This is a genomic window from Massilia sp. 01N410 (genome assembly GCF_056399665.1).
In genome coordinates, this window is record NZ_JBFTRV010000008.1 from 98,398 (window position 1) to 112,706 (window position 14,309).

Below are 14,309 nucleotides of genomic sequence, written 5' to 3' on the forward strand. Positions count from 1 at the left end.
CGACGGCGGCACAAATGCGGAGGCGACATGAGGCGGGAAAACTTCTTGAAACTCGATCCGGGTGCGGCGGCCGGCATGGCCGGCACCGTGGCCGGCTGGAACCGGCTGGCCCTGCAGGCGATCCGCGCGGCGCAGCCCGGCCCGCCGGCAGCGGCGCGCTCGCTGGCGATCCTGCACACCTGCATGTACAACGCCTGGGCCGCCTACGACGGCGCCGCCCGCCAGACCGCGCACGGGGTAAGGGTGCGGCTACCCTGCGCCGAACGCAGCGCCGCCAGCAAGGCCTGCGCCATGAGCCATGCGGCCTGGTTCGCGCTCGGCAAGCGCTTCCCGGGCCAGCAAGCCATGTTCGACGCCTGGATGGCCGGCCTGGAACTGGATCGGGCGGCGCCCGGCGGACAGCTGAGCCCGGCCGGCATCGGCCGCATCCAGGCCGTCAGCATGCTCGACTTCTGTCACCGCGCCGGCACCCCGGCCGCCACGGCGACGCCTGCCGAACCGGCGCCCGGCCGCTGGTGCCTGGCGGCGCACCGGCTGTCCGAACGCGAGGGCCAGGACGACGACCAGGACGTGCGCCTGTTCTTCGCGCTCGCCAATGCCCTGGCCGACGCCAGCATCGCCGGCTGGGGCGACGCGCAAGAGCGGGAGACGGCCGGGCCGGCCGCAATCCACGGCAGCGCCGGCGCGGCGGCGAACGAAGTGATCAGGCGCTTCGAGAACGAGATGCGGAGCGGGATGCGGGGCCGGACGCGGGCCGACACGCATGTCGGCGCCGGCTCGGCCGGGCAGGAACTGGGCAGGCAGGTGGGCGCGCGCGCATTCGACGATGCGCGCCGCCATTGGGAAGGAAGATTATGAAGCCGGTGACACCGGCTTGAGCAGGTTGGCCAGCGCCACGTACTGCTCCAGCCCCACCGCTTCCGGACGCGCGCCCGGATCGATGCCGGCCTCGACCAGCTGCTGCTCGGTGAACATGCCGGCCACACAATTACGGATGACCTTGCGGCGCTGCGAGAAGGCCTTGGCCACCACCGCTTCCAGGGTGGCGGCATCGGCCGGCAACTGGCGGCGCGTCGGCACCATGCGCACGATCGCCGAATCCACCCGCGGCGGCGGATCGAAGGCGGTGGGCGGCACCACGAACAGCATCGACATGTCGTAGCGCCACTGCAGCATCACCGACAGGCGGCTGTAGGCCTTGGTGCCGGGCTCGGCCACCATGCGCTCGACGACTTCCTTCTGCAGCATGAAGTGCTGGTCCTCGACCAGGTGGGCGAAGTCGGCCAGGTGGAACAGCAGCGGGCTCGAGATGTTGTACGGCAGGTTGCCGACCACGCGCAGCTTCTTCCCTTCCGGCACCGGAATCGAGCCGAAATCGAACTTCAGGGCGTCGCCCGAATGGACGGTCAGGCGCTCGCGCGGATAGGCCTTCTCCAGGCGCGTCACCAGGTCGCGGTCCAGTTCGACCACGTGCATGTGGTCGAGTTCCTTGAGCAGCAGCGAAGTCATCGCCGCCAGGCCGGGGCCGATTTCGACCATGGTGTCGCCTTTGCGCGGACCGATCGAATCGATGATGTCGTGGAGGACGTGGGCATCGGTCAGGAAGTTCTGGCCGAAGCGCTTGCGGGCTACGTGTTTCATGGGATTCTTAAGTTGTTGCTCGGGCGCGGACCATGGACAGGGCGATGCGGATCGCCTCCTCCATGCTGCCGCAATCGGCCAGGCCGAGGCCTTGCGCGGCCAGGTCGAGGGCCGTGCCGTGGTCGACCGAGGTGCGGATCAGGGGCAGGCCCAGCGTGATGTTCACGCCGCGCCCGAAAGTGGCGTGCTTGAGCACGGGCAGGCCCTGGTCGTGGTACATCGCCAACACGGCGTCGGCGTCCTGAAGGTACTTCGGCTGGAACAGGGTATCGGCCGGATACGGGCCGCGCGCGTCGATCCCGCGCCCGCGCGCCGCGGCCAGGGCCGGTTCGATGACGTCGATTTCTTCGCGGCCCAGGTAGCCATTCTCGCCGGCGTGCGGATTCAGGCCGGTGACCAGGATGCGCGGCGCTTTGAGCCCGAACTTGCCGCGCAGGTCGGCGTGCAGGATGTCCAGCACCTGGTCCAGCGTCTCGCGCGTGATCGCGGCCGGCACGTCTTTCAGGGGAAGGTGGGTGGTGGCCAGCGCCACCCGCAGGTAGGGCTGGTCCCGTCCGGGCGAGCCCGCCAGCATCATGACGACCCGCGGCGTGCCGGTCTTCTCGGCCAGGTATTCGGTATGGCCGGAGAAGACGATGCCGGCATCGTTGATGGTGCTCTTCTGCAGCGGCGCGGTGACGATGGCGTCGAACCAGCCCGCCTTGCAGCCTTCGATCGCCAGGTCGAGCGTGGCCAGCACCGCGCGGCCGTTGGCGGCGTCGAGCTGGCCCGGCACCACGTGGGCCTCGAGCGGCACGTCGATGACGGGAATCGTGCCCGGGCCGAAATGCGGCAGCCCGCTATGGCGCAGCGCCATCGTCGACAGCGCCGACAGGCGGATGTCCGGGTCGATCAGGCTGGCGGTCAGCGAGAGGAAGGCGGCATCGCCGACCAGCACGCACCTGGCCTGCTCGCGCAGGGCCCAGGCGGCGCGGATCGCGATTTCCGGACCGATCCCGGCCGGCTCGCCGACGGTGACGGCCAGCGTGGGACGTGCGCCCGGGATCGCCATGGCTTACTGCTCCTCGCGGAACTCGACGTAGGCGCGGTCGCGCACCTGGCGCGCCCAGTCTTCCATCGCTTCCTGGCGCTTGCGCTCGGTGAGCACCTGGCGCGCCGTGGCGCGTTCCTTGTCCTTCGAGGTGTCTTCGGTCTTGCGCTCGACGACCTGCACGATGTGCATGCCGAACGGGGTCTTGACCGGATCCGAGATCTGGCCCGGCTGCAGCGCGTGCATCGCGGTCGCCAGTTCATCCGGGATGTCGCCGGCTTCGACCCAGCCCAGGTCGCCGCCCTTCGAGGCCAGGCTGTCCTGCGAATTCTGGCGCGCCAGGTCTTCGAACGTCGCCTGCTTGCCCTCGATCTTCGCCTTCAGTTCGAGCAGCTTCTTGCGGTCCTCTTCCTCGCTCTGGGTCGGGGTGATCTTCAGCAGGATGTGGCGGGCGTGGACCTGCTGCACGTTGGCGGCGGCCTGCTCCTGCTGCTGCTGCTGGGCTTCCGGCTTGCGCACATTGTTGACCTTCAGGATGTGGAAGCCGACGTTGGTGCGCATCACCGGCGTCACCTGGCCGGCCTTCATCTTCACCAGCTCGGCCGCGAACACCGGCGGCAGGCGGTTCGGATCGCGCCAGCCGACCGCGCCGCCCTGCAGGGCGTCCGGCGAATCGGAATAGGTGGCCGCCATCTTGGCGAAGTCGGCGCCGGTGCGCAGCTGGCGCGCGACCTCGTCGGCACGCGCCTTGCGCGCCGCGATCTGCTCGGGCGAGGCGTTTTCCGGGATCCGCACCAGGATCTGCGAGATGTCGACTTCGATGCGGTCGGCGGCGGCGGCCTTCTCGGCGGCCAGGTAGGTGTCGATCTCCGCTTCCGACACCTGGATCTTGGCATCGACTTCGTGGTCGATCAGGCGCTGCATGACGATCTCGTTGCGGATCTGCTCGCGGAACTGGGCGAAGGTCATGCCCTCCTTCTCCATCTGGTTGCGCATCTCCTGCACGCTCATCTTCTGGGACTCGGCGATGCGGCCGATGGCGCGGTCCAGCTCGATGTCGGACACGCGGATGCCGTATTCCTTGCCCAGCTGGAGCTGGGCGCGCTCGGTGATCATGGCCTCGACCACCTGGCGGCGCAGGTCTTCCGGATTGGGCAGCTGCGCGTTCTGGGCGCGCAGGCGCGCGGTGATTTCGTTGACGCGGTTGTCGACTTCACGCTTGGTGATGACCTCGTCGTTGACGATGACGTACACGGAATCGATGACCTTGGCGCTGCTCGACGCCGGCGGCAGGAAACCGGTGGACTGCGCCGGCTTTGCGGCAGGGGCGGCCGGCGTACCGGCGGCCGGCGTACCGGCGGCCGGCGTACCGGCGGCTTGGGCCAGGACGTCGCCGGCAGCGAGGGCACACAGCAGCACTGCGGCCAGCTTGACTTGATGCAAACGGGTAGTACGCATATTCAGGGAAGCACTCATTTCAGGGTTTCTAGTTGTCCATGGCCCGACCGCTCAGGGGCGGCCGACGTTGGTATTCAGCCGGGTGTAACCCGGGATGCTCTTGTTAAAGGTTTCCAGCGGATTGCCGAAGCCCAGGCGCGACAGGCCGTTCAGCTCCAGTTGGAAGAAGATCGGCGTCGAGGTGGTCTGCAGGGCGGTCACGAAACGCTGCGCGCCAAGGCGGAACACCCAGCAATCGGCCTTGTACTCGAGCCCCAGGAGGCCCTCGAGCAGCTTGCGGTCGCGCAGCGAGTAGCTGGCCCGCGCCACGCCATACCAGCGCCGCGACAAGGGCCACTGGCCCGACACGTCGGCATTCCGGAAACCGCTGGCGGCGCCGATGGTGTCACGTTGATAGCGGTATTCGAAATTCAGCACCTTCATCGGCGCCGGATTCCACTGCACCCCGTAGTTCTTGCTGTACAGGCTGCGGCTCTGCGCGTCGTATTGTACGCCGCTGTCGAAGGTCCAGTTCTCGGAAATGCGGCCGGAGGCGGCCAGCAGGGCGTCCGAGCGGGTGACTTCGGCCTTGTCGGCGCTGTTCAGGCGCACGCGCGGGTTCACCTGCGGATCGCTGAAATAGTAGCGGCTGCCGGCCACCAGGCGCAGGCGCTCGGCGCCATTGGCCTCGATGAAGCGCGACACCACCGCCGCCGTCAGCTGGTTGGCGTCCGACACCCGGTCGGCGCCGACGAAGCGGTTTTCCGTGAACAGCTGGGCGTAGTTGAAGCCGGCCACCGCGGTGTCGAAGTTCGGGATCTCGCTCTGGTCCTTGTACGGGGTGCGCACGTAGAACAGGCGCGGCTCCAGGGTCTGGGTCGAATTCTCGCCGAACAGCGAGCTCTGGCGCTCGAAGATCAGGCCGCTGTCCAGCGACACGGTCGGCAGCACGCGCGAGATCCGGTTGTGCGCCACCTTGGTCACCGGGTCGACGTTGTTGTCGAGGTCGTACTGGGTCGCGTGCAGCATGACCTTGGGCGTGAAGAACCAGCCCGGCCGCACGATCGGGTAGCTGACCTGGCTCACCAGGTTGGCGCGGTTGCCCTGTACGAAGGTCTTTTCCGGGTGCGAGAAGCGCACCAGCTCGGCGTCCACCGCCCAGTCGAAGCCGCCCAGCACGTCGTAGCGGCCGGCGTGGAAATTAATCTGCGGCAGGCGGTCGTAGGGACGCGCCACCTGCAGCGCGGCGGCGTTCGGATTGTTCGGATCGAGGGCGGCCGGATCCTGCAGCACCTGGTAGCTCTGGATGCGCGTGTTCACGCTCCAGTAATGGCCCGAGTAGTCGGTACGCAGCTCGCGCAGCAGCTGGCGCTCGGCGCTGGCCGCCACCGTGCGCGAGAAGTCGGATGGATATTCGTTGTCGGAGGCGGCGTGCGCGTTCCAGCCGAAGGTCCAGCCCGGCGCCAGGGCCTGGCTGTGCAGGGTATCGATCCACCAGCGGTCGCGTTTCGCCACGCGGTCGTTCGGCAGTACCTCGAGGTGGGTCTCGCCGCTGTAGGGGCCGCGCGCGGTCTCGCCGATGTAGCGGCCGGTCAGGCCCATCTGCAGGCCGCGGTTGAAGATATAGCGCGGATACAGCGTCAGGTCGCGGTTCGGCGCAATATTGACGTAGTACGGCACCATGATCTCGGCGGCGCCCTTGGAGCCGGTGCCGATCGACGGCGGCAGCCAGCCCGAGCGGCGCGCGCCGGACAGCGAGAACGACAGCGCCGGCGTGCCGAGGATGGGCACGTCCTTGAAGTAGATGACGGTCTTGCCGGCGGTGCCGACGTCGCGCCCGCTGTCCAGGTTCAGGGTGCTGGATTTCAGGTACCAGTCCGGATCCGGGCCTTCGCAGGTGCTGTAGGTGCCGTCCACCACCACGGCCTGGTTCTCGCCCAGGAAATCGATGCGCGCAGCCTTGCCCTGGCCGTTATTCATCTGCAAATGGTAGGCCGGGTTCAGCACCCAGCCCTTGCCGGTCTCGAGGTTCAGCTGCAGCGCGTCGCCCTTGTAGCGGTCGCCGAAGCGCCACATCGTGATATGGCCCTGGGCCGTCACTTCGTCCTCGACCTGGCGGAAGCAGGCGGTGTCGGCGGTGATGCCGGTGGCGCCGCGCGTCACTTCGACGTTGCGGTACAGGTTCAGCTCGCGGTCGGGACGGCCGGCGAACTCCTCGGCGCGCATGGTCGTCGGCTGGTCGTCGTCGCTACGCGAGCCCGCCGGCGCGGTCTGCGCGTACAAGGGCCCCGTGGCCACGGCGACGAGGGCGGACAAGGCAGCGGCACGCCGCGGCGGGAAAGGAAGGGCCGTAATCCAGCTCATGAAAGATCGCGTTGCACCATAGAGGGCGATTTTTTGGATTGAATCCCTTATTATATGGGAATATTCATCACCAACCGGATTCACCGGGACGCTTCATGTCTTCTCTGTCTCAACACTCCCCCGCGGCCTTCGACAAGGATGCCCGGCTGGCCCAACTGACCGCATGGCTGGGCACCCTGGACCTGGTCGACGTCGGGAGCCTGCGCCCCGCCTCGGCCGATGCCAGCTTCCGCCGCTACTTCCGTCTCGATGTTGTGCCCGCGCTACGCGCCAAGCTGGGGGACACCCTGGTCGCGATGGACGCCCCGCCCGAGCGCGAGAACGTGCCGGCCTTCATCCACGTCGACGGCCTGCTGTTCGACGCCGGCGTGACCGTGCCGGCCATCGTCGCCCGCAAGGTCGAGGACGGCTTCCTGCTGCTGTCCGACCTCGGCACCACCACCTATCTGCAGCGCCTCGACGTCGACAACGCGCCCTACATGTACTCGGACGCCGTCGACGCCCTGATCAAGTTCCAGCTGACCAGCCAGCCCGGCGTGCTGCCGGAGTTCGACCGCGCCTTCGTGCTGCGCGAGATGAACCTGTTCCCGGAATGGTTCATCGGCCGCCACCTGGGCATCGAGATGAACGACATCCAGAAGGCCCAGCTGGAAAAGGTGTTCGAAGCCATCACCGCCAACGTGCTGGCCCAGCAGCAGGTGTTCATGCACCGCGATTTCCACTCCCGCAACCTGATGTTCCTCGACCAGGGCAACCCGGGCGTGCTGGACTTCCAGGACGCCGTGTACGGCCCCATCAGCTACGACCTGGCCTCGCTGCTGCGCGACGCCTACGTCCAGTGGGACGAGGAATTCGTGCTCGACTGGGTGGTGCGCTACTGGCAAAGCGCGAAGCAGGTTGGCCTGCCGGTCAATCCGGACATCGACGCCTTCTACCGCGACTTCGAATACATGGCCCTGCAGCGTCACCTGAAGATCCTCGGCATCTTCTGCCGCCTGAACTACCGCGACGGCAAGCCGCACTACATGGGCGACCTGCCGACCGTGATGGACTACGTGCGCAAGACCGCCAACCGCTACACCGAACTGAAACCGCTGCTGCGCCTGCTCGATGCCTTCGAGGACAAGGCGCCGGCGGTCGGCTACACCTTCTGATTCCAGGTAAATCTCGCCGATGAAAGCCATGATCTTCGCCGCCGGCCGCGGCGAGCGGATGCGTCCGCTGACGGACTCCTGCCCGAAACCCCTCCTCAAGGTGCGCGGGCGCCCGCTCATCACCTACCATGTGATCAACCTGGTGCGCGCTGGCATCAAGGACATCGTCATCAACCATTCCCACCTCGGCCACATGATCGAGGAGGAACTGGGCGACGGCAGCCGCTACGGTGCACGCATCGTCTACTCCCACGAGCCGACGCCGCTGGAAACCGCCGGCGGCATCGCCAACGCCCTGCACCTGCTGGGCGACGAACCCTTCCTGGCCGTGTCGGGCGACATTTACGCGCCCTACTTCGACTTCGAACAGGTGCTGGACGCGCTGCCGGATAACGACGCGGTCGGCCGGCCGATCCCCGTGGACAAGCGCGACATCGCCTGGCTGTACCTGACGCCGAACCCCTGGCACAACCCGGACGGCGACTTCGGCCTGACCATGTACACGCTGTCGAACGAAGGCTCGCCGAAGTGGAATTTCGCCGGCATCGGCGTCTACCGTCCCGAAATGTTCGACGGCATCAAGGCCGGCGAGTTCCTGAAATTCGGCCCGCTCATGCGCAAGTTCATCGATGAGAAGCGGGTCGGCGGCGAGATCTACGACGGCGAATGGGTCAACGTCGGCACCATGCGCCAGCTCGAGGAGCTCAACGCCCCCTATACCGCAACTGCCTCGGCCAGAGCGAAGCCATGACCGATTACGCAGCACGCCGTGCGCGCCTGGCCGCGCAGATGCTGCCGGGCGCGGTGGCCGTGCTGCCCACCGCCCCGGAAGTCCCGCGCAACGGCGACAGCGACTACCCCTACCGGCACGACAGCTATTTCTATTACCTGAGCGGCTTCACCGAGCCGGAAAGCGTGCTGGTACTCGTCGCCGCCCGCGGCGAGCGGCCGGCCCGCGCCATCCTGTTCTGCCGCGAGAAGAACCTGGAACGCGAGATCTGGGACGGCTACCGCTACGGCCCCGAAGCCGCGCGCTCAGCCTTCGGCGTAGACGAAGCCTGGCCCATCGCCGAACTCGACACCCGCCTGCCCGACCTGCTGGCCGACGCCCCGGCGCTGTACTACGCCACCGCCTCGAACGCGGCACTGGATGCGCAGGTAGCGGGATGGATCAGGACCGTACGCGCGCGTTCGCGCAGCGGCGTGACGGCCCCCGCCGCCTTCCATGACCTGCTGCCGCTGCTGGACGAGATGCGCCTCATCAAGGACGCGGACGAACAGGCGATCATGCTGCGCGCCGGCGAGATTTCCGGCAATGCCCACGCGCGCGCGATGCGCGCCGCCCGCCCCGGCCTGCACGAATACGCGCTGGAAGCCGAGCTGCTGTACGAATTCCGCCGCAACGGCGCCCAGTTCCCGGCCTACACCCCGATCGTCGCCTCCGGCCCCAACGCCTGCGTCCTGCACTACAGCGCCAACGACCGCCCGATGCAGGACGGCGAGCTGGTGCTGATCGACGCCGGCTGCGAACTCGATGGCTATGCCTCGGACATCACCCGCACCTTCCCCGTCAGCGGCCGCTTCACGCCTGTCCAGCGCAGGCTGTACGAACTGGTGCTGGCGGCCCAGGAGGCGGCCTTCGCGGCGATCGCCCCCGGCCGCCCCTACAGCGCCTTCCACGAAGCGGCCCTGCGGGTGCTCACCCAGGGCATGCTGGACCTCGGCCTGATCGCGCCGGGCAAGTTCGGCAGCGTGGAGGACGCCATTGCCGCGAAGGCCCATGTGCCCTTCTACATGCACGGCACCGGCCACTGGCTGGGCATGGACGTGCACGACGTCGGCGCCTACCGCGACCTGACGCAGGCCGACAAGCCTTCGCGCCAGCTGAAACCCGGCATGGCGCTGACCGTGGAACCGGGCATCTACGTGCGCCCGGCGGAGGGCGTGCCGGAGGAATACTGGCACATCGGCATCCGCATCGAGGACGACGTGGTCGTCACCGAGGACGGCTACCGCATCCTGACGGCGAGCGCACCGAAGACGGTGGAAGAGATCGAGGCTCTGGTTGGAAAGGGACTATGACGGAACAAGCAAGGACTGAGGAAACACTGCGGGCCGACGTCGCCATCTGCGGCGCCGGCCCGGTCGGCATGGCGCTGGCCGCCATGCTGGCGCGGCGCGGCATCGACGGCAAACGCATCGCCCTCATCGACGGCAAGGCGCTGGGCCAGGCGATCTCGGACCCGCGTTCGATCGCGCTGGCCTGGGGCAGCCGCCTGCTGCTGGAAGACGTCGGCGCCTGGCCCGGGGTTGCGGCATCGAGCACGCCGATCCACCAGATCCATGTCTCGCGCCGCGGCCACCTCGGCCGCAGCATGATGGACCGTGAAGAGCACGGCCTCGAAGCCCTGGGCTATGTGGCGCGCTATGGCGACGTGGTCGACGCCCTCGCCCGCGCCTGCGAGCGCGCCGGCGTGCAGGTGCTGCGTCCGCTGCGCGTGAACGCCATCGACGAGCGCGCCGACGGCGTCCTGCTGCAGCTGGACGACGGCCGCACCCTCCATGCGCAAGTCGCGGTGCAGGCCGAGGGCGGCGTGTTCGGCGAGCAGGCCGATAAATCCAGCACCCGCGACTACGGCCAGACCGCCGTGATCGCGCGCGTCTCCACGAGCAGCCCGGCGGCTCACCGCGCCTTCGAGCGCTTCACCGACGAAGGCCCGCTGGCCCTGCTGCCGCAAGGCGGCGCCGACGGCCACCAGTACGCCCTGGTCTGGTGCGTCCAGCCGGAACGCGCCCGGCGCCTGCTGGACCTGGGCGAAGAAGCGTTTCTTTCGGCGCTGGGCGACGCCTTCGGCGAACGCCTCGGCCGCTTCACCGGCGTCTCGCCGCGCATCGCCTTCCCGCTCGGGCTGAACGCGGACCCGCGCGCGAGCGCCCGCACGGTCGCCATCGGCAACGCGGCCCAGACCCTGCATCCGGTGGCCGGACAGGGACTCAACCTGGGCCTGCGCGATGCGGCGGTACTGGCGCGCCTGCTGGCGCGCGAGATGAGCCCAAGCGCGCTCGACCGCTTCAAGAACGAACGCGAAGGCGACCGCAAGATGGTGATCCGCGCCACCGACACCATGGCGCGCGTGTTCGCGGACAAAGGCCCGCTGCAGCCGCTGTTCGGGCTGGCGCTGGCCGCGCTCGATACCGTCAAGCCGGCGCGCATGCTGCTCGCCGAGCTGATGATGTTCGGGCGGCGTTAAGGGTTCTGACGGCCCGCTTCCGTGCGGATCAGCTCCACCAGTTCGCGCGCATAGGCGGGCAGGCCCTCCAGGTCCTGCACCAGCACGCTGCGTTCGCGCACCGCCCACAGGTCGGTCAATTCCACCAGCGCCAGCCGCATATTGCGGCTGTGGCGCAGCGCCGACGACTGCGGCAGGATGCCGATGCCGACGTCCGCCTCCACCATGCGGCACATCGCCTCGAAGCCGCGCACCTGGATCCGCAAGTGCAGGCGGTCGCCGCTGTCGACCACGACCTTGTTCAGGAAATGCTGCAGGGTGCTGCCTTCGTGCAGGCCGATGTGCGGATAGGCCAGCGTCTCGGCAAAGCTGATGCTGCCCGCCTCGGCCAGCGGATGGCCGAGTGCCGTGGCCAGCACCAGGCGGTCGGTCGAAAAATTGATGATTTCCAGGCCCTGCCCCTGCACCGGACCGGCCGCGATGCCGATGTCCGCCGTGCCCTCCTGCACGCCGCGCACGATGTCGTGGTTGAGCCGCTCTTCCAGCGCCACGTTCACCTGCGGATGCGACGCCAGGAACAGGCCCAGCACCTCCGGCATGAATTCGGTCACCGCCGTGGTGTTCGCGAAGATGCGGATATGGCCCTTGATGCCATTGTTGTACTGCTGCATATCGCTCTTGAGCCGCTCGAGCTGCTGCATGAACTGCTGGGCATGCGCCAGCAGGGTTTCGCCGGCCGGCGACAGCAGCACGCCCTTGTTCTCGCGGTACAGCAGGCGCATGCCGAAGCGCGATTCCAGTTCCTTCATGCGGTTGCTGGCGGCCGCCAATGACAAATGCATGCGCTCGGCCGCGCGGGTCAGGCTTTTCAGTTCCGCGACCAGGATGAAGAGGCGCAGGTCGGTCAGATCGAACAGCATGGGTGGGTTCCTTGTCTCATGCGGGAATTCTAGCCGAAGGGCCTTGGCAGGACCTACCAAGGACCGCCTTCATTGCCTTGCAGGTCGAGGCGGGCCTTTTTGAGCGGCAGATACCGACGCGAAGGCTCAAGAAGCTAAAACCGAGCGTGATTTTCTAAACGCATCTGAGTGTCCGCTTTTGGTTATACGAAGAAGTGATGTTCGGCTGCCTGGAAAGCCAGAAATGCATTGCTCGGTAGTGAGCTGAGCCTTAAACTGGGCAGCTTTTATTTGCGCACGCTGGCAAGGTCATGCCGACATTACTTCATATCACGTATTTCGAACGCACACGCGATGCCGCTGGCTTGCCCGTCGATATGGTCATCGGCGAAGAAGCCTATGACAACATCCACGAAGCGTTGATGCCAGCGGACCATGCGCATTCGGTGTATGTCACCAAGCGTTTTAGTCATGACAGCAACACTCGATGGCATGTGGAGGAGTCTTGTTGTACTGGGACAGACGGCAGCGTGCCGATGACCTACCGGGTGGTGTTGAGCAAGGTGAACAACCCACCCGAGATCTATCTGGACCAGTCGCTGGTAGCGAGCAGTCACAAGATCCACCAAGTGCTTACTGTAGGAGCGCTGGTCGAAGTTGATTACGGATTTGTGCAAACGGTCGCACATGTACAAGCACCTGCTCAGGGGGATGTGCCTTCAAACCGCGAGTATAAAGACACGATTCAGCATGGCGAGATGCATAAGCGACGTCTGGCTATCGTCGTCAAATTCCGCGCGACACAGGTACAGGTAGTTCCATTGAGTTCTGTACCTCCTGGTGCCCATGACAAGACGGCGTTTCCTATACATCCCGCCACGTTAGCGAACCTGCATTTTTATGGAACAAGCGGTAAGCAAACGTGGGGAATCTGTGGCATGACGCAAACCGTCTCGCCCAGTCGACTGTTACCCCCGCTGAGTTGGTACACGAATAAAAGCGGCACACGCAAACTTGCAAGGAACACAAAGTATCAGGATCACATCAGTGCATCGGAGTTGGACGCAATGCGTACCGCCTTGATACATGCGATTGGCGTAACCGATTACGAGAAGCTGAGGACAAAGGCGCAAGAGGCTAAGGACGCGGCCACCGACATAGCTACCAAACAAAGTCAGATTGTCCTGCAACAACAACAGATCGCCCAGCTACAACGGCAGGTTGCTGCTCAGAACGCTGTCGCAGCCCGGCATGAAGCGGTAGAGGAGTTGGCGACACACTGGGCAAAGGAGATGGGCATCGATTTCGAACAACAAGTGCAGGAGCTGATAGAGATGAATGCTCAGCCCACACAATAGGATTTGACTCAGTATCGACTTTACGATAATATCGAGCTCGGTAGAGATGCGGAGGCAGTATCCAAACTCTACGACGGTCCTAGACCATTACTGCACAAAAAATTGCTTATTGAAAACCGCCCTTGAGGCGGTTTTCTCTTTTTGGCGTTCTACACGCAATGGCAATTCTCCTCTAGCCCGTCTCACGCCCACGTTGTCCACACGGTTGCCCCTTCACCAAAACCGTAGCCCCCCTTCCAAAAGCATCGATTGTGCCAAACTGGCATGAGGTCCAGACTGGGCGCTCGTCAATTGAGAGCCCGCACCACCATGACCTCCGATGCCTTCGATGACTCCCTGCTCCAGCAGTGGGTCGGCAAGACCGAAACCGTCGGCGCGCGCGTCAACGCCGTGACCGCCAACGCGCTGGCGGCCACGCTCGACCGTCCGGACCGCTTCGACACGGGCGCCGGCCTGCCGCCGCTCTGGCACTGGGCCTATTTCTGGCACGCCGCGCCGCAGTCCGAGCTCGGTCCCGACGGCCACCCGCAGCGTGGCGGCTTCCTGCCGCCGGTGCCGCTGCCGCGCCGCATGTGGGCCGGCGGCCGCCTGACGTTCAGCCGGCCGCTGCGGGTCGAAGGCGAAGCCACCCGCAGCTCGCAGGTGAAGAGTGTGAGCAGCAAGCATGGCGCCACCGGCCCGCTGGTGTTCGTCACCGTGCGCCACGAGCTGGCGCAGGAGGGCGCCGTGTGCATCACCGAAGAACACGACATCGTCTACCGGGAAATGCCGCAGCCGGGTGCCGCTGCGCCGGCGCCGAAGATGGCGCCGGTGGAAGCCGACTGGGAACGCAGCATCGCCCCCGATCCGGTGCTGCTGTTCCGCTACTCGGCGCTGACCTTCAACGGCCACCGCATCCACTACGACCGCAGCTACGTGACCGAGGTCGAAGGCTATCCCGGCCTGATCGTGCACGGCCCGCTGATCGCGACCCTCCTGGTCGACCTCGTGCAGCGCAACCTGCCTCAGGCACGCATCGCTTCCTTCTCCTTCCGCGCCGTCGGCCCGCTGTTCGACATCGAGCCCTTCACGGTATGCGGCAGCCTTGAACCCGACGGCCGCACCGTGCGCCTGTGGGCGAAGAACATCCGCGGCGAGCTGGCCATGCAGGCCGACGCCGTAATCGCCTGATTGCCTGATTCATACTGGACCACCAC

General features: G+C 66.4%; 12 protein-coding genes. 7 read left to right on the forward strand and 5 right to left on the reverse strand.

The genetic code is table 11. The features are described from left to right. The first annotated feature begins 45 nt into the window (after positions 1-45). Entirely contained in the window at positions 46-858 is an 813-nt protein-coding gene (locus AC1DOP_RS13155) for a DUF6851 domain-containing protein (RefSeq protein WP_477251628.1), read from the forward strand. Here AC1DOP_RS13155 and rsmA read toward each other — a convergent pair. From rsmA to AC1DOP_RS13175, 4 genes are read right to left on the reverse strand one after another with little or no spacing between them, the layout of a single operon-like run. Further along, positions 853-1,641: a 16S rRNA (adenine(1518)-N(6)/adenine(1519)-N(6))-dimethyltransferase RsmA gene (gene rsmA, locus AC1DOP_RS13160; protein ID WP_477251630.1), complete on the reverse strand. Its 789-nt coding sequence runs from the start codon at positions 1,639-1,641 to the stop codon at positions 853-855. The two genes, AC1DOP_RS13155 and rsmA, sit on opposite strands and share 6 nt — an antisense overlap. 7 nt (positions 1,642-1,648) lie before the next feature. Continuing rightward, positions 1,649-2,692 (reverse strand): 4-hydroxythreonine-4-phosphate dehydrogenase PdxA, encoded by a 1,044-nt coding sequence (gene pdxA, locus AC1DOP_RS13165; RefSeq protein WP_477251632.1) that lies wholly within the window; start codon positions 2,690-2,692, stop codon positions 1,649-1,651. Positions 2,693-2,695: 3 nt separating this feature from the next. After that, entirely contained in the window at positions 2,696-4,129 is a 1,434-nt protein-coding gene (locus tag AC1DOP_RS13170) for a peptidylprolyl isomerase (RefSeq protein WP_477251634.1), read from the reverse strand. Between the two features lie 51 nt (positions 4,130-4,180). Beyond that, positions 4,181-6,472, reverse strand: a complete 2,292-nt coding sequence (locus AC1DOP_RS13175; protein WP_477251636.1) for an LPS-assembly protein LptD — start codon at positions 6,470-6,472, stop codon at positions 4,181-4,183. A 95-nt stretch (positions 6,473-6,567) separates the two neighbouring features. On the opposite strand from AC1DOP_RS13175, the gene AC1DOP_RS13180 reads away from it, so the two are divergent. From AC1DOP_RS13180 to AC1DOP_RS13195, 4 genes are read left to right on the forward strand one after another with little or no spacing between them, the layout of a single operon-like run. Beyond that, positions 6,568-7,626: an aminoglycoside phosphotransferase family protein gene (locus AC1DOP_RS13180; RefSeq protein ID WP_442122795.1), complete on the forward strand. Its 1,059-nt coding sequence runs from the start codon at positions 6,568-6,570 to the stop codon at positions 7,624-7,626. A 19-nt stretch (positions 7,627-7,645) separates the two neighbouring features. Continuing rightward, positions 7,646-8,377 carry an N-acetylmuramate alpha-1-phosphate uridylyltransferase MurU gene (murU, locus tag AC1DOP_RS13185; RefSeq protein WP_442122794.1) on the forward strand — a complete coding sequence of 244 codons (732 nt, stop codon included), beginning with the start codon at positions 7,646-7,648 and terminating at the stop codon, positions 8,375-8,377. Next, the gene (gene pepP / locus AC1DOP_RS13190; RefSeq protein WP_442122793.1) at positions 8,374-9,708 is read left to right on the forward strand and encodes a Xaa-Pro aminopeptidase; all 1,335 of its coding nucleotides are present in this window, start codon (positions 8,374-8,376) and stop codon (positions 9,706-9,708) included. The genes murU and pepP overlap by 4 nt, the downstream gene beginning before the upstream one ends. Continuing rightward, positions 9,705-10,877, forward strand: a complete 1,173-nt coding sequence (locus AC1DOP_RS13195) for a UbiH/UbiF/VisC/COQ6 family ubiquinone biosynthesis hydroxylase (RefSeq protein WP_477251639.1) — start codon at positions 9,705-9,707, stop codon at positions 10,875-10,877. Before pepP ends, AC1DOP_RS13195 begins: the two co-directional genes overlap by 4 nt. On the opposite strand, the gene AC1DOP_RS13200 is transcribed toward AC1DOP_RS13195, so the two are convergent. Continuing rightward, a complete protein-coding gene (locus AC1DOP_RS13200; RefSeq protein WP_442122791.1) occupies positions 10,874-11,776 on the reverse strand; it encodes a LysR family transcriptional regulator in 903 nt (300 codons plus the stop codon). The two genes, AC1DOP_RS13195 and AC1DOP_RS13200, sit on opposite strands and share 4 nt — an antisense overlap. A 290-nt stretch (positions 11,777-12,066) precedes the next feature. On the opposite strand from AC1DOP_RS13200, the gene AC1DOP_RS13205 reads away from it, so the two are divergent. Continuing rightward, entirely contained in the window at positions 12,067-13,113 is a 1,047-nt protein-coding gene (locus AC1DOP_RS13205; protein ID WP_442122790.1) for a hypothetical protein, read from the forward strand. A 309-nt stretch (positions 13,114-13,422) separates the two neighbouring features. Then, positions 13,423-14,283 carry an HTD2 family dehydratase gene (locus tag AC1DOP_RS13210; RefSeq protein WP_477251728.1) on the forward strand — a complete coding sequence of 287 codons (861 nt, stop codon included), beginning with the start codon at positions 13,423-13,425 and terminating at the stop codon, positions 14,281-14,283. Positions 14,284-14,309: the final 26 nt, after the last annotated feature.